The sequence below is a fragment of the Paracoccus sigandri genome (assembly GCF_003709565.1).
In the GTDB taxonomy this organism is placed as follows: domain Bacteria; phylum Pseudomonadota; class Alphaproteobacteria; order Rhodobacterales; family Rhodobacteraceae; genus Paracoccus; species Paracoccus siganidrum.
On sequence record NZ_QNRC01000002.1, the window covers coordinates 149,563 to 166,907 of the forward strand.

The 17,345-nt window shown below is 69.3% G+C and carries 17 protein-coding genes; 5 read left to right on the forward strand and 12 right to left on the reverse strand.

The window, feature by feature from the left end; genetic code table 11:
* Window positions 1–106 precede the first annotated feature (106 nt).
* Window positions 107–1,909: a phosphogluconate dehydratase gene (gene edd / locus C9E82_RS02260; protein ID WP_119896506.1), complete on the forward strand. Its 1,803-nt coding sequence runs from the start codon at window positions 107–109 to the stop codon at window positions 1,907–1,909.
* A gap of 104 nt (window positions 1,910–2,013) precedes the next feature.
* On the opposite strand, the gene C9E82_RS02265 is transcribed toward edd, so the two are convergent.
* Window positions 2,014–2,880, reverse strand: coding sequence for a LysR family transcriptional regulator (locus tag C9E82_RS02265; RefSeq protein WP_119896507.1), 867 nt, complete (start codon window positions 2,878–2,880; stop codon window positions 2,014–2,016).
* A 137-nt stretch (window positions 2,881–3,017) separates the two neighbouring features.
* Between C9E82_RS02265 and C9E82_RS02270 the strand changes: the two genes are divergently transcribed.
* Together C9E82_RS02270 and C9E82_RS02275 are read left to right on the forward strand one after the other, a co-directional pair.
* Window positions 3,018–3,245 carry a DUF1127 domain-containing protein gene (locus tag C9E82_RS02270; protein ID WP_170161971.1) on the forward strand — a complete coding sequence of 76 codons (228 nt, stop codon included), beginning with the start codon at window positions 3,018–3,020 and terminating at the stop codon, window positions 3,243–3,245.
* A gap of 163 nt (window positions 3,246–3,408) precedes the next feature.
* Complete coding sequence (locus C9E82_RS02275) at window positions 3,409–4,338, forward strand: sugar-binding transcriptional regulator (protein WP_119896509.1); 930 nt, start codon at window positions 3,409–3,411, stop codon at window positions 4,336–4,338.
* Window positions 4,339–4,342: 4 nt separating this feature from the next.
* On the opposite strand, the gene C9E82_RS02280 is transcribed toward C9E82_RS02275, so the two are convergent.
* The 8 genes from C9E82_RS02280 to C9E82_RS02315 form a co-directional block, all read right to left on the reverse strand.
* Window positions 4,343–5,800: an FGGY-family carbohydrate kinase gene (locus tag C9E82_RS02280; protein ID WP_119896510.1), complete on the reverse strand. Its 1,458-nt coding sequence runs from the start codon at window positions 5,798–5,800 to the stop codon at window positions 4,343–4,345.
* 20 nt (window positions 5,801–5,820) lie between these two features.
* Window positions 5,821–6,519 (reverse strand): HAD family hydrolase, encoded by a 699-nt coding sequence (locus tag C9E82_RS02285; protein WP_119896511.1) that lies wholly within the window; start codon window positions 6,517–6,519, stop codon window positions 5,821–5,823.
* 10 nt (window positions 6,520–6,529) lie between these two features.
* Window positions 6,530–7,993, reverse strand: a complete 1,464-nt coding sequence (locus tag C9E82_RS02290) for a mannitol dehydrogenase family protein (protein ID WP_119896512.1) — start codon at window positions 7,991–7,993, stop codon at window positions 6,530–6,532.
* Window positions 7,994–8,059: 66 nt separating this feature from the next.
* The gene (locus C9E82_RS02295) at window positions 8,060–9,058 is read right to left on the reverse strand and encodes an ABC transporter ATP-binding protein (protein ID WP_119896513.1); all 999 of its coding nucleotides are present in this window, start codon (window positions 9,056–9,058) and stop codon (window positions 8,060–8,062) included.
* A 15-nt stretch (window positions 9,059–9,073) separates the two neighbouring features.
* Complete coding sequence (locus tag C9E82_RS02300) at window positions 9,074–9,904, reverse strand: carbohydrate ABC transporter permease (RefSeq protein WP_119896514.1); 831 nt, start codon at window positions 9,902–9,904, stop codon at window positions 9,074–9,076.
* 3 nt (window positions 9,905–9,907) lie between these two features.
* Window positions 9,908–10,777: a carbohydrate ABC transporter permease gene (locus C9E82_RS02305; protein WP_119896515.1), complete on the reverse strand. Its 870-nt coding sequence runs from the start codon at window positions 10,775–10,777 to the stop codon at window positions 9,908–9,910.
* Window positions 10,778–10,849: 72 nt separating this feature from the next.
* A complete protein-coding gene (locus C9E82_RS02310; protein WP_119896516.1) occupies window positions 10,850–12,157 on the reverse strand; it encodes an ABC transporter substrate-binding protein in 1,308 nt (435 codons plus the stop codon).
* Between the two features lie 230 nt (window positions 12,158–12,387).
* Window positions 12,388–12,828: an RrF2 family transcriptional regulator gene (locus tag C9E82_RS02315; RefSeq protein WP_119896517.1), complete on the reverse strand. Its 441-nt coding sequence runs from the start codon at window positions 12,826–12,828 to the stop codon at window positions 12,388–12,390.
* A gap of 84 nt (window positions 12,829–12,912) precedes the next feature.
* Between C9E82_RS02315 and hmpA the strand changes: the two genes are divergently transcribed.
* On the forward strand, window positions 12,913–14,106 hold the full coding sequence (gene hmpA, locus C9E82_RS02320; RefSeq protein WP_119896518.1) for an NO-inducible flavohemoprotein: 1,194 nt from the start codon (window positions 12,913–12,915) through the stop codon (window positions 14,104–14,106).
* Between the two features lie 19 nt (window positions 14,107–14,125).
* Entirely contained in the window at window positions 14,126–15,340 is a 1,215-nt protein-coding gene (locus C9E82_RS02325; protein ID WP_119896519.1) for an NnrS family protein, read from the forward strand.
* Here C9E82_RS02325 and C9E82_RS02330 read toward each other — a convergent pair.
* Genes C9E82_RS02330 through narI form a run of 3 tightly spaced genes read right to left on the reverse strand, consistent with a single transcriptional unit; the run spans window position 15,337 to window position 17,338 of the window.
* Complete coding sequence (locus C9E82_RS02330) at window positions 15,337–15,846, reverse strand: DUF2478 domain-containing protein (RefSeq protein WP_119896520.1); 510 nt, start codon at window positions 15,844–15,846, stop codon at window positions 15,337–15,339. The two genes, C9E82_RS02325 and C9E82_RS02330, sit on opposite strands and share 4 nt — an antisense overlap.
* Entirely contained in the window at window positions 15,843–16,640 is a 798-nt protein-coding gene (locus C9E82_RS02335) for a peptidylprolyl isomerase (protein WP_240643398.1), read from the reverse strand. The genes C9E82_RS02330 and C9E82_RS02335 overlap by 4 nt, the downstream gene beginning before the upstream one ends.
* Window positions 16,641–16,651: 11 nt before the next feature.
* Entirely contained in the window at window positions 16,652–17,338 is a 687-nt protein-coding gene (gene narI / locus C9E82_RS02340; RefSeq protein WP_119896521.1) for a respiratory nitrate reductase subunit gamma, read from the reverse strand.
* Between the last annotated feature and the right edge of the window lie 7 nt (window positions 17,339–17,345).

Consider the following 17,345-nt stretch of genomic DNA (forward strand, 5'->3'; position numbering starts at 1 on the left):
GACACGGGCGCCCGCAAGGCACAAGCACCCCGCGGCCGATGACGGCGGCGGTTGAACCGTTAACGCTAACGGTCTATATTCCCTGCAAGAGCCAGAGGAGCCAGCCATGTCCCTTCACGCCACGATCGACCGCGTCACCGACAGGATCCGCGAGCGTTCGGCGAAAACCCGCGCCGCCTATCTTGCCAAGATCGCCCGCGCCGCCGAGGACGGCCCGCGACGGGCGCATCTGTCCTGCGGCAACCAGGCCCATGCCTATGCGGCCATGCCCGACAAGGAGGACATGGCGAGGACGCGCAAGCCCAATATCGGCATCGTGACCGCCTATAACGACATGCTCTCGGCGCATCAGCCCTATGAGCGGTTTCCCGACATCATCCGCCGCGCCGGCCATGCGGCGGGGGCGACGGTGCAGGTCGCGGGCGGCGTGCCGGCCATGTGCGACGGCGTCACGCAGGGCCGCGCGGGGATGGAGCTGTCGCTGTTTTCCCGCGACGTGATCGCGCTGGCCGCCGGGGTGGGGCTGTCGCATGACTGTTTCGACGCGGCGCTTTACCTGGGGGTCTGCGACAAGATCGTGCCGGGGCTGGTCATCGCGGCGGCGACCTTCGGCCATGTCCCCGCGGTCTTCATCCCGGCCGGCCCGATGCCCTCGGGCCTGCCCAATGACGAAAAATCCAGGGTCCGCCAGCAATTCGCCACCGGAGAGGTCGGCCGCGACGCGCTGATGGCGGCCGAGATGGCCTCCTATCACAGCCCCGGCACCTGCACCTTCTACGGCACCGCGAATTCCAACCAGATGCTGATGGAGTTCATGGGGTTGCACCTGCCCGGCTCCAGCTTCGTCAACCCGAACACGCCCCTGCGCGAGGCGCTGACGGTGGCCGGCGTCCAGCGCGCGGCGGCCATCACCCGGCTGGGCAACGACTTCCTGCCCGCGGGCGAGGTCCTGGACGAGCGCGCCTTCGTCAACGGCATCGTCGGGCTGATGGCGACGGGCGGCTCGACCAACCTGGTGCTGCACCTGCCCGCCATGGCCCGCGCGGCCGGCGTGCTGATCGACATCGAGGATTTCCACGACATCTCGGAATCGGTGCCGCTGATGGCGCGCGTCTATCCCAACGGGCTGGCCGACGTGAACCATTTCCACGCCGCCGGGGGCCTGGGCTACATGATCGGGCAGCTGCTGGAGGCCGGGCTGCTGCATCCCGACGTCAAGACCATCAACGGCACCGGCCTCGACGGCTACACCGCCGAACCCAAGCTGGACGGCGACCGGATCCGCTGGGAGGCCGGGGCAAGCGAGACGCTGAACGACAAGATCCTGCGCCCCGCCACCGATCCCTTCGCGCAGACCGGCGGGCTGAAGCAGCTCCAGGGCAACCTGGGCCGGGGCGTCATCAAGGTCAGCGCCGTCGCCCCCGAACGCCATGTCATCGAGGCGAAGGCCCGCGTATTCAGCGACCAGGAACAGGTCAAGGCCGCCTTCAAGGCCGGCGAATTCACCGAGGACACGATCGTCGTCGTCCGCTTCCAGGGCCCGCGCGCCAACGGCATGCCGGAACTGCATTCGCTGACGCCGACGCTGGCGGTGCTGCAGGATCGCGGGCTGAAGGTGGCGCTGCTGACCGACGGGCGGATGTCGGGCGCCTCGGGCAAGGTGCCGGCGGCGATCCATGTCTCGCCCGAGGCTTCGGTTGGCGGGCCGCTGGCGCGGGTCCGCGACGGCGACGTGATCCGCCTCGACGCGGTGACCGGCCGGATCGACTGCCTGGCGGCGGATTTCGACGACCGCCAGCCCGCCGCCTTCGACCCCTCGACCAGCTCCGAAGGCATGGGCCGAGAGATGTTCGCGGCCTTCCGCGCCGTCGCCGGCCCCGCGACCGAAGGCGCCGCCGTCGTCGTCTGATACCCATCCCAACCCGGCCGCTTTCATCTTGGCGAAAATATCCCGGGGGAAGCCCTCATGACCCCGTCGAGGGGTCATGAGGGCTGGGGGCAGAGCCCCCGGGCTCAGGCCGCCGCCGCCGCGACCTCGCAGACCGCGCGCCGCAGATAGCCCGCGAAATCGGCCGCCTCGCGCCGGGCCGGGCCATCGGCGACATAGACGTTCAGCCAGGTCGGCGGCAGGGGCGGCAGCGCGCCGCCATGCTCGACCGGCTCCAGCCCCGACTGGGAAATGCCGCGCGGCAGGATGGTGACGCCCAGATCCGCCGCCGCGCTGACCTTCCAGGTGTCGCTGCCGCCATCGGCCACGCCCTGGACCCATTCGATCCCGCAGCGATCCAGCGCCGCCATGCCGATCGGGTAATAGGCGCAATGCGGCGAATTCGCGATCGGCAGCGGCCGCTGGGTCCAGGCCTGGCCGCCGATCGCGCCGAACCAGGCCAGGTCGACCTTGGCCAGGTGGATCGCCCCCGGCGGCGCCTCGAATTCCGTGGTCAGGATCACGTCATGGTCGCCGCGCTTCATCTGCTCGCGCAGGTCCTTGCTGCGGGCATCGTTGATGATCAGCGCGACGGAGGGGTTGTTCTGGCGGAAATCCCGTACCGCCTGCGCGACCTTGGCGAACAGCCAGTCGCTGGTCAGCCCGACGCGCAGCCGCCGCTCGGGACGTTCGTCGGTGAAGCGCGCCAGGATCGAATCGTTCAGCGCCACCAGCTTGCGGCCCTCGATCAGAAGCTCGGTGGCGAAGTCGGACAGCACCACGCCGCGCCCCTGCTTGACCAGCATCGGCTCGCGGAACAGCTCCTCCAGCCGCTTCATCTGCATCGACAGCGCGCTTTGCGTCATGTGCAGCGTCTCGGCCGCGCGGGTGACCGAGCCGTATTCGGCCACCGCCTGCAACGAGCGGATCGTGGCGATGTCGAGATTTCGCATGGTTCAATCTCCGTGATGCTTCGGATCAAAATCATTCGTTTCACAAATACGACGCGACGGCCTATTTATCAATTGTCAAAATGACAAACGGATAACCCATCATTTGACATGATGGAATTCATCATCGGAGTTGAACCATGGCACAGAAATCCCTTGCAATGCTGCCCGTCGCGACCGGCCAGGGTATCGTGCCGCGCCCGAACTGGCTCGCACGCGTCCTGACCATGTTCGATGTGCGGCGCACCCGCATCGAGCTGGCGCGACTGGACGACAGCCAGCTGCACGACATTGGCCTGACCCGCGACCAGGTCCAGGCGGAACTGGAACGCCCGGTCTGGGACGTTCCCGCGAACTGGCGCCGCTGAGCGCTCCCTGCCCAGTCAAGACACCGGGCGCCAGAACGGGGCCTGGCGGGACGGGAAAACCGCCCTGCCAGGCCCCGCCCATCTGGACGGGGCCGCGCCGTCCGGGATAGATTTTGCCGGAAGAAATCCGCGCCCAGGGCGCGCGAGAGGCAAGGCAGGCCGGATGTCGAACCAAGGACGGAAGCTGGAACAGGCGGCGCGGGCGGCATGGCTGTCCCATGTCGCCGGCAAGACCCAGGACGAGATCGCCGGGCTGATGGGCGTGTCGCGCCAGACCGCGCAGCGGCTGGTGGCCCAGGCCACGGCCGAGGGCCTGGTCAAGATCCGCATCGATCACCCCTTCGCCGATTGCCTGGAACTGGCCGCGAAGCTGCGCGCGCGCTGGGGTCTGCGGCTTTGCGAGATCGCCCCCGCCGACGCCCCCGAGGCCGGGGTCGCGCATATGCTGGCCGACGTGATGGAGGACTGGCTGCGCCGGCCCGATCCCCTGACCCTCGCCATCGGCACCGGGCGCACGCTGCGCGCCGCGCTGGCCGCCCTGCCCCATATCGACTGCCCCCGGCACCGGATCGTTTCGCTGACCGGAAACATCGCGCCCGACGGCTCGACCGCCTATTACAACGTTCTGTTTTCCATGTCGGAACTGGTCACGGCCCGCAGCTTCCCCCTGCCCCTGCCGGTGATCGCGCCCAGCCCCGCCGAATGCGCCGCCATCACCGCCCAGCCCGGCATCCGCCGGGTGATCGAGATGTCGGCCTCGGCCGAGGTGGCCTTCGTGGGCATCGGCACGCTGGACCGCAACGCGGCGCTGATGCAGGACGGCTTTCTCAGCTCGGCAGAGCTGGAGCTGCTGGTCGAAGCCGGCGCCGTGGGCGAGATCACCGGCTGGGCCTATGACGCCTCGGGGCGGTTGATCCAGGGGCTCAGCAACGACCGCGTCGCCTCGGCCCCGATCCCGCCGCGCGACACGACGCTGGTGGTCGGCGCGGCCTTCGGAGCCGAGAAGATCCCGGCGATCCGCGCCGCGCTGGAGGGCGGGCTGATCAGCGGGCTGATCACCGACGCGACGACCGGCGCCGCGCTGCTGGACTAGCGGCCTACATCCCCGCGATCTCGTCCCGGTGCTGCTGCATCCGCAGGAAGATGCGCCAGTCGCGTTCGCGCGCCGCGCGCCGGCCCGGATCGGGGCGCGTGACCTGGACGGGACGGGCGAATGCCGCCCGCGCCGCGCGGATCCCGCCCATCAGCGGCGCGGCGGCGGCAATGGCCGAGCCGCGCAGCACCGCGTCCTCGGGCTGCCAGTGGATCTCGGCCCCGGTCGTGTCGGCATAAAGCTGGCGCATCAGACCCGCACGCGCCTGCCCGCCCGCCATGGCCAGCGCGTGGGGCTGCAGGCCCATATGCCCGATCACCTGCCGCGTTCCCAGCGCGATCCCGACCGCCGCCCGCCAGTAGAGACGGTCCAGCGCCGGAATGTCGCGATCCAGCGGCAGGCCATGGATCACCCCGCGCATCAGCGGATCGGCGAAGGGCGCGCGGTTGCCCTTGAAATCGGGCAGCACATGCAGGTCTTCGGGCAGGTCCCCGGCCCGGCCATCGGGCGCGCGGGCGATGCGGGCCAGGATCGCGTCATGCGTCTGGGGCCCCGGATAGAGGCGGCGGATCGCCTCCAGCACCGCGCCGGTCGCGGACTGGCCGCCCTCGGTCACCGCCTCGCCGGACAGGATGGCGCCGGGATAGGGACCCCAGAGGCCCGGCCGCCGCGGCACGTCGCGCGCCATCACGCAATTCGAGGTGCCCGCGATCAGCGCCGGCATGTCGGGCGCGGCCCCCAGCGCCCCGGCGAAGGCGTCGATCAGCCCGGCCGCGACCACGGTGTCGCGGTCCAGCCCCAGTTCCGCCGCGCCGCGTTCGGACAGGCAGCCGATGCGGTCGCCGGGCGCCAGGACCTTGCCGGGGCGCGGAAAGCCGTCGATCCCGACCCGGCGCATCAGGTCGCGCTGCCAGCCGCCGCGATCGGGCAGCCAGGGCCATTTCGCCGCCGCCGCGCAGAGCGAGCGCGCCTCGATCCCCGTCGCGCGCCAGGCCAGCTGGTCGCACAGGTCGCGGATGCCGCGCAGCGCGGCCCAGGTCTCGGGGCGGCGGCGGGCCAGCCACATCAGCTTGGGCGTCTGCATCTCGGGCGAGACCGAGCCGCCGGCCCGCGCCACCACCTCATGCGCGATCCGGCCCAGTTCCGCCGCCTCGGCCAGCGCGCGATGGTCATGCCAGGCGATCACGTCGGGCGCGAAGCCGGGCGCATCGACGACCAGCGAGCAGGTCGCGTCGAAGGCCAGCGCGCGCAGCTGCGAGGGCGCCGCCCCGGCCATGCGCCGCGCCTCGGCCAGCGCATCGGCCACGCCCTGCCAGATCTCGGCGAAATCATGGCCCGCCTGGCCGTCCGGGCCGGGGATCAGGGAAAACCCGCGGCTGGCCCGCGCCAGCAGCCTGCCGTCCGGCGCGAAAAGCCCCGCACGCACACAGGCCGAGCCCACATCCACGGCGCCAAACAGCACGTCTCTCTCCCTTTACGGTCTCAGTCCAGACGCGCCAGAGTGTTGGGCAAATCCGCGGCATGTTCAATCAGCGCATCGGGCCGCAGTTCGGCCAGCCGTTCGGCCAGCCGCGCCTGCCCGGCATGGCTGCCGCCCAGAAAGCCGATCACCCGCATCCCCGCCGCGCGGGCGGCGCGGATGCCCGAGGGGCTGTCCTCGATCACGATGCAGTTTTCGGGCGCCACGCCGATGCCGCGCGCGGCGTGCAGGAACAGGTCGGGGGCGGGCTTGCCGCGCGCGACCATCGCCGAGGAATAGACATGCGTGCCGAAGAACCGCCCCAGCCCGGTCAGCCGCAAGGACAGCGCCAGCCGCTCGGGGCCGCTGGACGAGGCGACGGCGCGCGGCCCGGCCAGCGCCTGCAGCGCCTCGGCCATGCCGCGGATCGGGCCCAGCCGGCGGCGAAAGGCGGCCTCCAGCCGCGCGGCGAAGCCCGGCATCGCGGGGCGCAGGTCGGTGCCGTGGTCGCGCAGCGCGGTCTCGATCAGCACCTCCACCGAGCGGCCCAGGAATTCGTCATAGATCCGCTGGGTGCCGATGGGCAGGCCAAGCCCGCGCAGGGTGGCGGCCAGTTCCTCGGCCGCCAGCGGCTCGGAATCGACCAGCACGCCGTCGCAATCGAAGATCAGCCCGCAGCCATCGTCCCGCCGCACCGCATCGGCCCCTGCCCGCCCGATCATCCGCCGCCCTCTAGCGGCCCAGATAGGCGGCAAGCGTCGCGGGCGTGCCCTCGCGCCACAGCCGGGCCAGCCAGTCGGCGAAGGCGCCCGCGAAGACCGGATCGCGGCCGGTTTCGCCATAGATCTCGGACATGGCCAGCCAGGCCGCCGGGTCCTGCCGCGCGGCCTGTGCCACCCGGGTCAGCCGGTCCCAGTTCGGATCATTGGGCTCGATCACCGCGCCGCTGTCGCTGACGCCCGCGCAATAGCGGCACCACAGCGCCGATTCCAGCGCCAGGCCGGTGACCGGCAAGCCCCGCGCCAGCCGGTCGGCGATGGTCGGGATGATGAATTTCGGCTGCCGGTTCGAGCCGTCGAGGCACAGCCGGCGCACCGTGTCGCCGATCTTGGAATTGGCGCAGCGTTCGGCCACGCGGGCGAAATAGGCGGCCAGATCGGTGCCGGGCACCGGCGGCACGGCGGGGATGATCTCGTCGGCCTCGACCTTTTCCAGGAAGCCGCGCACCAGCGGGTTCTCCATCGCCTCGTGGACGAAATGGATGTCCATCAGCCCGGCCGGATAGGCGATGACCGCGTGACCGCCGTTCAGGATGCGGATCTTCATCAGCTCCCACGGGGTCACATCAGCGACGAATTCCACGCCGGCCTGTTCCAGCGGCGGGCGGCCGGCGGGGAAGCTGTCCTCCAGCACCCATTGGGTGAAATCCTCGCAGAAGACCGGGACCTGGTCGGGGATGCCGAATTCCTCGCGCACCAGCCGCCGTTCGCGGTCCGAGGTGGCGGGCGTGATCCGGTCCACCATCGCGTTGGGAAAGGCCACCCCGGCCTCGATCCAGGCGGCAAGATCCGGGTCCGAGAGCCGCGCGGTTCCCACCACCGCCTCGCGCGTGACGGCGCCGTTATGGGGGATGTTGTCGCAGCACATGACGGTGAAGGGCGGATGGCCCGCGGCGCGACGTGCCTTCAGCCCGGCCACGATCAGGCCGAAGACCGTGGCCGGCGCCTCGGGGGTCTGCCCGTCCGCCGCGATGGCCGGATGGGCGGGATCGAAATGGCCGGTCGTGGCGTCGATGAAATAGCCGCCCTCGGTGATGGTCAGCGAGACGATGCGGATCGCCGGGTCGGCCATGGTCGCGATCAGCCGCGCGGCATCGCCCGGCGCGATGAAATCCACGACCGGCCCCAGCACCCGCGCCTGCGACCGTTCGGCGGATTGCTCGACCAGCGTATAGAGGTGATCCTGCGCCGCCAGCGCCTGGCGCATCGCCTCGTCGCCCGGCATGACGCCCGCGCCGATGATGGCGAAATCCTGCGCCAGCCCCATGTTCATCAGCCGGTCCAGATAGGCCGCCTGATGGGCGCGGAAGAAATTGCCGACGCCGAAATGCAATATCCCCGCCCGCAGCCCGGCACGATCATAGAGGGGGCCGGGCTGGCCCAGCCGCCCCAGGCTGGCATTCGACAATCCGTCCATCGCTATCGCTCCTGTCCGGGGCGTCGCCGCGCCCCCTTGTGCTGAAGTCCAATCCGGGCGCGCGGCTCAGATCGCCAGACCCTGCTGGTCGAAGCGATAGACGCGGCCCTCCTGCGGGGTCAGGTGGATGCGGTCGCCGTGATCGACCGGGAATTCCCCCTCGGCGCGGGCCACGACATGGGTGCCGTCGTCCAGGTCCACATGCAGGAAGGTGTCCGAGCCCAGATGCTCGGCCACGCCCACGGTGCCGCCGAAGGCGCCCTCGGAGGTCGACAGCCGCCAATGTTCGGGCCGCACGCCGATCGCATGGGCGTCATGCGTCCCCGCCGCCTGCCCTTCCAGGAAATTCATGTTCGGGCTGCCGATGAAGCCCGCCACGAAGCGGTTGGCCGGGCGGCGATAGAGATCCAGCGGGCTGCCCACCTGCTCGATCCGGCCGGCGCGCAGCACGACGATCTTGTCGGCCATGGTCATCGCCTCGACCTGGTCGTGGGTGACGTAGACCATCGTGGTCGCCAGCTTCTTGTGCAGCTCGGAAATCTCGACCCGCATGTTCACCCGCAGCGCCGCGTCCAGGTTCGACAAGGGCTCGTCGAACAGGAAGGCCGAGGGCTCGCGCACGATGGCGCGGCCGATGGCGACGCGCTGGCGCTGGCCGCCCGACAGCTGGCCGGGCCGGCGGTCCAGGTAATCGGTCAGGTTCAGGATGCCGGCCGCGTGGCTGACGCGGCGCTCCTGCTCGGCCGCCGCCATGCCGGCCATCTTCAGCGGGAAGGCGATGTTCTTCCTGACCGACATATGCGGATAGAGCGCGTAGGACTGGAACACCATCGCCAGCCCGCGCCGCGCCGGCGCCGCATGGGTCACGTCCTGGCCGTCGATCAGGATCTGGCCCGAGCTGACATCCTCCAGCCCCGCGATCAGCCGCAGCAGCGTGGACTTGCCGCAGCCCGAGGGGCCGACGAAGACCACGAATTCGCCATCGTTGATTTCCAGATCGACGCCCGGAATGACCTCGACATCGCCGAACGCCTTGCGAACCGATTTCAGCGTGATGCTTCCCATGGTTCCTTCCCCTTCCTATTTCACCGCGCCGAAGGTCAGGCCGCGGACAAGTTGCTTCTGGCTGAACCAGCCCAGGATCAGGATCGGGGCGATGGCCATGGTGCTCGCCGCCGAAAGTTTCGCATAGAACAGCCCCTCGGGCGATGAATAGCTGGCGATGAAGGTCGTCAGCGGCGCCGCCTGCGAGGTGGTAAGGTTCAGCGTCCAGAACGCCTCGTTCCATGCCAGGATGACGTTCAGAAGCAGGGTCGAGGCGATGCCCGGCACGGCCATCGGCGTCAGCACATAGAGGATCTCGTTCTTCAGGCTGGCGCCGTCCATCCGCGCGGCTTCCAGGATCTCGCCCGGGATCTCGCGGAAATAGGTATAGAGCATCCAGGTGATGATCGGCAGGTTGATCAGCATCAGCACGACGGTGATGCCCAGCCGCGTGTCCAGAAGGCCCCAGCTGCGAAACAGCAGGTAGATCGGGATCAGCACGCCCGCGGCCGGCATCATCTTGGTGGAGAGCATCCACATCAAGAGGTCCTTGGTGCGCTTGGCGGGCTGGAAGGCCATCGACCAGGCGGCCGGGATGGCGATCAGCAGGCCCAGCAGCGTCGAGCCGATCGAGATCACCACCGAGTTCGAGAAATGCCGGAAATAGGGCGACCGCGCCTGCACCTCGGAATAGTTCCGCGTCGTCCAGTCGAAGAACAGGAACTTGGGCGGGCTGGCGATGGCGTCGGCCTCGGACTTGAAGCTGGTCAGGATCGTCCACAGGATCGGGAAGAAGATCACCAGCGCGATCCCCCAGGCGATGAAGGTGACGGTCCAGCGGCGGGTTTCGGAAACATTGCGTGCCATGGCTTACTCCAGCGTCTTGCCGATCATCCGCATCAGGAAGATCGCAACGATATTGGCAAGGATCACGGCGACGATGCCGCCGGCCGAGGCACCGCCCACGTCGAATTGCAGCAGGGCCTGCGAATAGACCAGGAAGGTCAGGTTGGTGGACTGATAGCCCGGTCCGCCATTGGTGGTCACCAGGATCTCGGCGAAGACCGACAGAAGGAAGATCGTCTCGATCAGGATCACCACGGTGATGGCCCGCGACAGATGCGGCAGGACCAGGTAGGTGAACTTGCTGAAGGCGCCCGCGCCGTCCATCTCGGCCGCCTCCATCTGCTCGCTGTCCAGCGATTGCAGGGCGGTCAGCAGGATCAGCGTGGCGAAGGGCAGCCATTGCCAGGACACGATCAGGATGATCGACATCAGCGGCGCCTCGGCCAGGAAGTCGATGGGCTGGGCGCCGACCGCCTTGGCCATCCAGGCAAAGAGCCCGTTCACAGGGTTCATGAACATGTTCTTCCAGACCAGCGCCGAGACGGTGGGCATGATGAAGAAGGGCGCGATCACCAGGATGCGCACCATCCCCTGCCCGCGCATCGGCTGGTCCAGCAGCAGCGCCAGCGCGATGCCGCCGCCCACGGTGATGACCAGGACGCCCCCGACCAGCATCAGCGTGTTGCGCATCGAGGTCCAGAAGGCCGGGTCGGACAGGAAGTATTCGTAGTTCAGAAAGCCGATGAAGCGTTCCATCCCCGGCGACAGCAGGTTGTAGCTTTGAAAGCTGAACCAGAGCGTCATCCCCAGCGGCACGATCATCCAGCCCAGAAGCAAGAGGACCGAGGGCGCGACCATCAGCCGCGCAAGCGTTGTCTGGTGCCTTGTGGCCATCGCTGCGCCTCCCCACGCGATTTCCCGGATCGGACCGGGGGCGGATGGCCCGCCCCCGGCGATGTCATCCGCCTATTTCGGATAGCCCGCGCGGGTCATCTCGCGCTCGGCGATCTGCTGGGCCATCTGCAGGGCCTGCTCGACCGTGGCCTGCCCGGCCAGCGCGGCCGAGAATTGCTGCCCGACCGTGGTGCCGATCGCCTGGAATTCCGGGATGCCCACCCATTGCGTGCCGATATAGGGCACCTCGACCGTGGTCGGGTTCGCCAGGTCGGCCGACATGATGCTGTCCAGCGTCGTCTGGGCGAAGGGCGCGGCCTCCTGGTATTCCGGGTTCTCGTAAAGCGAGGTCCGGGTGCCCGGCGGCACATTGGCCCAGCCGTCGGCGGCCGCGATCTCCTCGGCATAGGCCTTGGACGTGGCCCAGGCGACGAATTTCTTCGCCGCATCGGGCGACTGGGTCGAGGACGGGATCGCCAGCGTCCAGGCCCAGAGCCACATCGCCGGCTTCTCGCCTTCCGGCGCCAGCGCATAGCCCACCTTGTCGGCCACAGTGCTGTCATCGGGGTTCGACACGAAGCTGGCGGCCACGGTGGCGTCGATCCACATGCCGCATTTGCCGGTCTGGAACAGCGCCAGGTTCTCGTTGAAGCCGTTCGAGGAGGCGCCCGGAGGCCCGGCCTCGTTCATCACCGCCACATAGTCGCTCAGCGCCCTGTTCCAGGCCTCGCCGTCGAATTGCGGCTTCCACTCGGCATCGAACCAGGCCGCGCCATAGCTGTGCGCCATCGAGGTCAGGAAGGCCATGTTCTCGCCCCAGCCCGCCTTGCCGCGCAGGCAGATGCCATAGATCTCGTTCGGCCGGTCGGTCATCTTGCGCGCCGCGTCGAAGACGAAGTCCCAGGTCGGGCGCTCGGGCATTTCCAGCCCGGCGGCCTCCATCAGGTCGGTGCGATACATGATCATCGCCGATTCGCCGTAGAAGGGCGCGGCGAAAAGCTGGCCGTCGCGCGACAGGCCGGCGGCGATCGGCGGCAGGATGTCCTCGGCGTCGTATTCCTCGCCCATGTCCTCCAGCGGCAGCAGCCAGTCCTGGGCGGCCCAGATCGGCACCTCGTAATTGCCGACGGTGACGATGTCGTATTGCCCGCCCCGCGTGGCGATGTCGGTGGTGACGCGCTGGCGCAGGACGTTTTCCTCCAGCGTGACCCATTCCAGCTGAATGTCGGGATTGGCCTCGGTGAAGGACGAGGTCATCCGCTGCATGCGGATCATGTCGCCATTGTTGACGGTGGCGATGGTCAGCGTCTCGGCCAGAACCGGAGCGCCCATCGCCGTCACCGCGCAGGCCCCCATGAGGGCGCGCCACATCATGCTCATATCGTCTTCCTCCCTACGGATCAGCATTTGCCAAACTGCTGGGCAAATGCTCACACAAGCAGGGCGAGCCTGTCAAGGGGGTATGACAAGCACGTCGCCGCCGACAGGCGACGGAGCGTCGGGCGCCAATTCTCGGGCATTGATGGTATAGAATTTCCGTTTACAAACGTGGTATTGCGGTCAAATTCTCATACAGGACTTCATGTCGCACCGCCCCGCGCAAGGCGCGTTCAGGACGCCGGCCCGCCGATGCTCTCGATCCCGAACAGCTGCCGCAGCGCGTCGGGCCTGGTCGCGACATCGGCCAGCCGATAGCGGTCCAGAACCGCCAGGAAGGCCTCCATCGCCTCGGCGAAGATGGCGGGCAGGTCGCAGGCCGGCGCGATCAGGCAGCCGGCGCAATCGACCAGCGGGCAATGGCCCTCGGTATGGCGGACCAGCGCCCCCAGCGTGATCTGATCGGCCGGCCGCGCCAGCCGCAGCCCGCCATTGCGGCCGCGGATCGTCTCGACAAATCCCGCGTGGCCAAGGTCCTGCACGATCTTCATCAGGTGGTTCTGCGAGATGCCGTAGATCGCGGCGATCTGGCGGATCGAGGCCAGGTCGTCCCGGCGCATCGCCAGGTGGATCATCACGCGCAGCGCATAATCGGTATAGCGGGTCAGCTTCATTTTGTCACATTAGATGCATTTCATTTGCATGTATATAGCGCCCCGATTAGATGTATCCAGAATACATCTTTAACGGAGAGCGCCATGCCCGCACAGCCATCCCCCGAAACCGTCGCCCTGGTGAAGGCGACCGTCCCCGCCCTGGCCGAACATGGCGCCAGCATCACCGAGGCGATGTATCGTCGGCTGTTCCGGGACCCCGAGATCGCCGCGCTGTTCAACGACGCGAACCAGAAAAGCGGCGCGCAGCGTTTCGCGCTGGCCGGCGCGGTGCTGGCCTATGCGCAGAACATCGACAACCTGGGCGCCCTGGCCGGCGCGGTCGAGCGGATGGCCCAGAAACATGTCGGCTATGCGATCCTGCCCGAACATTACCCGCATGTCGCCACCGCCCTTCTGGGCGCGATCGAGGAGGTGCTGGGCGATGCCGCCACGCCCCAGATCCTGGCGGCATGGGGCGAGGCCTACTGGTTCCTGGCCGAAATCCTGAAGGAGCGCGAGGCGGCGATCCGCGCCGGGATCCTGGCGCAGCCGGGCGGCTGGACCGGCTGGCGGCGCTTCGCCATCATCGACAGGCGGGCGGAAAGCGACACCATCATGTCCTTCACCCTGCGCCCCGAGGATGGCGGCCCGGTCATCGCCCACCGGCCCGGCCAATACCTGACCCTGCGCTTCGACGCGGCAGGCCGGCCGGGGATCAAGCGCAACTACACCATCTCCTGCGGGCCGAACCGGGACCATTACCGGATCACCGTCAAGCGCGAACCGCGGGGCGAGGCCTCGTGCTTCCTGCATGACGACACCACGCTCGGCACGGTCCTGGAATGCACCCCGCCCGCCGGCGATTTCCACCTGCCCGCCGCGCCGCGCCGGCCGGTCGTGCTGCTGTCGGGCGGCGTCGGGCTGACGCCCATGGTCAGCATGATGGAAGAGATCGCCGCCCATCACCCGGACCTGCCGGTCTATTACGTCCACGGCACCACCGGCCGCGCGACCCATGCGCTGGATCCGCAGATCCGCCACTTGGCGCGGCGCCACGGCCGGACCACGGTCGCGACCTTCTACGAACAGCCCGACCCGGCCGGCGGCGCCAATGACGGGCTGATCACGCTGGACTGGCTGCGCGACAACGTCCCGCTGTCCGACGCCGACATCTACCTCTGCGGCCCCAAGCCCTTCCTGCGGCATTTCGTGTCGGGCCTGGTCGGCGAGGGCATCCCGGCCAGCCGGATCCATTACGAATTCTTCGGGCCCGCCGACGAGGTGCTGGCGGCCTGACCCATCGCGGAGACGCAACATGTCCACGTCGCAACGGATGCGCAGCTACCGCGGGCCGGCGCTGTTCAGCCACGGCTTCCGGCCGTTCTTCCTGCTGTCCTCGGCCTGGGCGGCGCTGGCCATGGGGCTGTGGATCGCCATGCTGGCCGGCGCCGCGCCCCTGCCGCTGGCGATGGACCCGTTCAGCTGGCACGCGCATGAATTCCTCTATGGCTATCTGGGCGGCGTGATCGGCGGCTTCGTGCTGACCGCCGTGCCCAACTGGACCGGGCGGCTGCCGGTGACCGGCGCGCCGCTGGCCGGGCTGGTCGGGCTGTGGCTTCTGGGGCGCGTCGCCATGGCCCTCTCGGGGCTGGCCGGCTGGCTGCCGGTGATGCTGGCGGACCTGGCGCTGGGGCTGGCGCTGCTGGGCTTCCTGGCGCGAGAGATCGTCAGCGGCCGGAACTGGCGCAACCTGCCGGTCCTGGCGCTGATCGGGGTCTTCGCCGCCGGCAACGCACTGTTCCACCTGGAGGCGGCCGGCGGGGGCGCCGCCTTCGAGGGCATGGGGATGCGGCTGGGTCTTGCCGCCGCGCTGGCACTGATCGCGCTGATCGGCGGGCGGATCATTCCCAGCTTCACCCGCAACTGGCTGGCGGCGCGCAAATCGCCGCATCTGCCGGTGCCCTTCAACCGCCGCGACGGCATGGTGCTGGGCCTGACCCTGGCCGCGCTGGCGGGTTTCGTCGCCGCGCCCCAGGCCGCGCCGATGCCCTGGCTGATGCTGGCCTGCGGCGCGGCGCATCTGTGGCGGCTGTCGCGCTGGCAGGGCCCGCGCACCCGGCCCGAGCCGCTTCTGTGGGTGATGCACCTGGCCTATGCGGCGCTGGCCCTTGGCTTCTGGGCCGAGGCCGCCGCCGGGCTGGGCCTGGTCGCGCCCGGCGCCGCGCGCCATGTCTGGCTGGCGGGCGCGATCGGGATGATGACGCTGGCGGTCATGAGCCGGGCGAGCCTTGGCCATAGCGGCCGCCCCCTGCATGCGGGCGGCGGGACGGTCGCGCTGTATCTGGCGCTGCTGGGCTCGGTCGCGGCGCGGCTTCTGGCCGGGCTGCTGCCGGGCCAGCCCTGGCTGCTGCACCTGTCGGGGCTGCTGTGGATCGCGGCTTTCGGCGGCTTCGCCTTGCTTTACCTGCCAGTGCTGGCGGGGCCGAAACGCGCCGCCAAGGCGGTCTCGGGGCGACCGGGCGCGGCCTAGCCCGCCACCCGGCAGGCGTCCAGGCACCAGTCCAGCACCAGCGCCTCGTCGCCGGGCAGAGGCGTGGCAAGCCCCTCGGCGAAGGCCTCGAAGGCCGGCAGGTTCAGCCCGTTGACCCCGGCCAGGACCGGGATGCCGCGCGACAGGGCCTCGGCGATCAGCGGGGCAAGCCCGCGCCCCTCGGCTTCCTGCTTGCCGAACTTGTTGACCAGCAGCAGGTCCGCCTGCGGCAGCGCCGCGGACACGCCCAGCACCGCGGCCTCCAGCACGCCCGCATCCAGGCGGCAGCCGCGCGCGCCATTGCCGCGATCCTCGCTGATGCGCAGGACCGGGCCGTTGGGCAGCACGCGCAGGTCCATGTCGCATCTGACGCGCCCCTCGCGCCGGATATTGACCTGCACGGTCCCGGCCAGCCGCAGCCCCGCCGCCTGCAGGCCCCGCGCGACGCCGGCCAGGAACAGGTCGTTCGCCCCCCGGCCGGGCAGGCTGACATAGCCAAGCGTCATCGCCCTGCCCCGTCCTCGAAGGAAACGCCAAGGATCTCGGCCCCGGCGATCAGCCCCTGGACGTAATCGCGGCTGGCCCTGGCCCAGGCGGCCTTCTCCTGCGCCTCGCGCAGGCGGGGCAGCACGGCGTCAAGCGGCAGGACCTCGCCCCGCGCGCGGGCGTCGAGGCGGATGACGTGGAGGCCATAGCGCGTCTCGACCAGCGACAGCGCCCCTTCCTGCATCGAGGCCAGCGCCGCCTCGAATTCCGGCACGGTATCGCCCGCGCTCAGCTGCCCCAGCACGCCACCCGAGGTCCGGGACGAACAGGCGCTGTGGCGCGCGGCCAGTTCGGCGAAGCGGCGCGGCTGGGCGGTGATCTCGGCCAGGACCGCCTCGGCATTGCTGCGCGCGCGGCTGCGCGCCTCGGCGTCGTCCGGCGCGGCGGCGAACAGGATATGCGCCGCCTCGTAGAGCGAGGGCGCGCGGAACCGATCGGGATGGGCCGCGTGGATCCGGGCCAGTGCGGCGTCGTCGACCGGATCGGGCCGGATCGCGCGTTCCAGCAGGGCGCGGATCATCGCCTCGTCCTCGGTTTCCCATTGGCCCGGCGCCAGTTCGGCCGGATCGGCGGCGATGCCCTGGGCGCGGGCCTCTTGCAGCAGAAGCTCTCGCACCGCCAGCGCGCGGGCGGCGGCGCGCCAGGCATGGCCGGGCTTGCCCTTCGGCGCGGGATGGTTCTGGGCCTCGGCCGCGATGCGGCCGGGGTCGATGGTTGCGCCATTGACGATGACGGGGGGCAGAAGCGGTTTCATCTGCATGGCCATCACTTCGCCGGATGCCGCTTGGTGCGCACGATCTGATAGCCCGGCCGCCACAGATAGCGCACCGGGGCCGAGATCATGTGGACCAGCCGGGTGAAGGGAAACAGCAAAAAGATCGTCAGGCCCAGGAAGATGTGCAGCTTGAACAGCCAATGCACGCCGGTGATGTGATCGGCCGCGCCGGCCTGGAAATAGGCGATCCCCTGCGCCCAGGACATCAGCAGCAGCATCTCGTGCCCGTCCAGGTGCTGCACCGAGACCAGGATGGTCATCAGCCCCAGCACCAGCTGCGCAAGCAGCAGGATCAGGATGCCGTTGTCGGCCAGCGACGAATGGGCGCGGACGCGCGGATCGGTCAGGCGCCGGTGCAGCAGCATCCCGCCGCCGACCAGCGCCATCACCCCGGCGATGCCGCCCGCCGCCATCGCCAGGACCTGCTTGGCGCCGTGGCTGATGCCCAGCGTGTCGAAGACCACGACCGGCGTCAGCAGCCCGACCAGGTGGCCGAAGAAGATCACCAGCACCCCGACATGGAACAGGACCGAGCCGATGACGAATTGCCGCCGCCGCAGAATCTGGCTGGATTTCGATTTCCAGCTGAACGGATCGGAATCATAGCGGATGATCGAGCCCAGGATCATCACGGTGATGGCGATATAGGGATAGATCCCGAACAGGAAGTTGTGCATCGAAGCC

Excerpts from the sequence above, each read along its gene's own strand:
- C9E82_RS02285 (WP_119896511.1), bottom strand. The coding sequence starts at position 6,519 with ATGATCGGGCGGGCAGGGGCCGATGCGGTGCGGCGGGACGATGGCTGC.
- C9E82_RS02300 (WP_119896514.1), bottom strand. The coding sequence starts at position 9,904 with ATGGCACGCAATGTTTCCGAAACCCGCCGCTGGACCGTCACCTTCATC.
- hmpA (WP_119896518.1), top strand. The coding sequence starts at position 12,913 with ATGCCCGCACAGCCATCCCCCGAAACCGTCGCCCTGGTGAAGGCGACC.
- edd (WP_119896506.1), top strand. The coding sequence starts at position 107 with ATGTCCCTTCACGCCACGATCGACCGCGTCACCGACAGGATCCGCGAG.
- C9E82_RS02305 (WP_119896515.1), bottom strand. The coding sequence starts at position 10,777 with ATGGCCACAAGGCACCAGACAACGCTTGCGCGGCTGATGGTCGCGCCC.
- C9E82_RS02335 (WP_240643398.1), bottom strand. The coding sequence starts at position 16,640 with ATGAAACCGCTTCTGCCCCCCGTCATCGTCAATGGCGCAACCATCGAC.
- C9E82_RS02330 (WP_119896520.1), bottom strand. The coding sequence starts at position 15,846 with ATGACGCTTGGCTATGTCAGCCTGCCCGGCCGGGGGGCGAACGACCTG.
- C9E82_RS02275 (WP_119896509.1), top strand. The coding sequence starts at position 3,409 with ATGTCGAACCAAGGACGGAAGCTGGAACAGGCGGCGCGGGCGGCATGG.
- C9E82_RS02270 (WP_170161971.1), top strand. The coding sequence starts at position 3,018 with ATGGCACAGAAATCCCTTGCAATGCTGCCCGTCGCGACCGGCCAGGGT.
- C9E82_RS02295 (WP_119896513.1), bottom strand. The coding sequence starts at position 9,058 with ATGGGAAGCATCACGCTGAAATCGGTTCGCAAGGCGTTCGGCGATGTC.
- C9E82_RS02325 (WP_119896519.1), top strand. The coding sequence starts at position 14,126 with ATGTCCACGTCGCAACGGATGCGCAGCTACCGCGGGCCGGCGCTGTTC.
- C9E82_RS02265 (WP_119896507.1), bottom strand. The coding sequence starts at position 2,880 with ATGCGAAATCTCGACATCGCCACGATCCGCTCGTTGCAGGCGGTGGCC.
- C9E82_RS02315 (WP_119896517.1), bottom strand. The coding sequence starts at position 12,828 with ATGAAGCTGACCCGCTATACCGATTATGCGCTGCGCGTGATGATCCAC.
- C9E82_RS02310 (WP_119896516.1), bottom strand. The coding sequence starts at position 12,157 with ATGAGCATGATGTGGCGCGCCCTCATGGGGGCCTGCGCGGTGACGGCG.
- narI (WP_119896521.1), bottom strand. The coding sequence starts at position 17,338 with ATGCACAACTTCCTGTTCGGGATCTATCCCTATATCGCCATCACCGTG.
- C9E82_RS02290 (WP_119896512.1), bottom strand. The coding sequence starts at position 7,993 with ATGGACGGATTGTCGAATGCCAGCCTGGGGCGGCTGGGCCAGCCCGGC.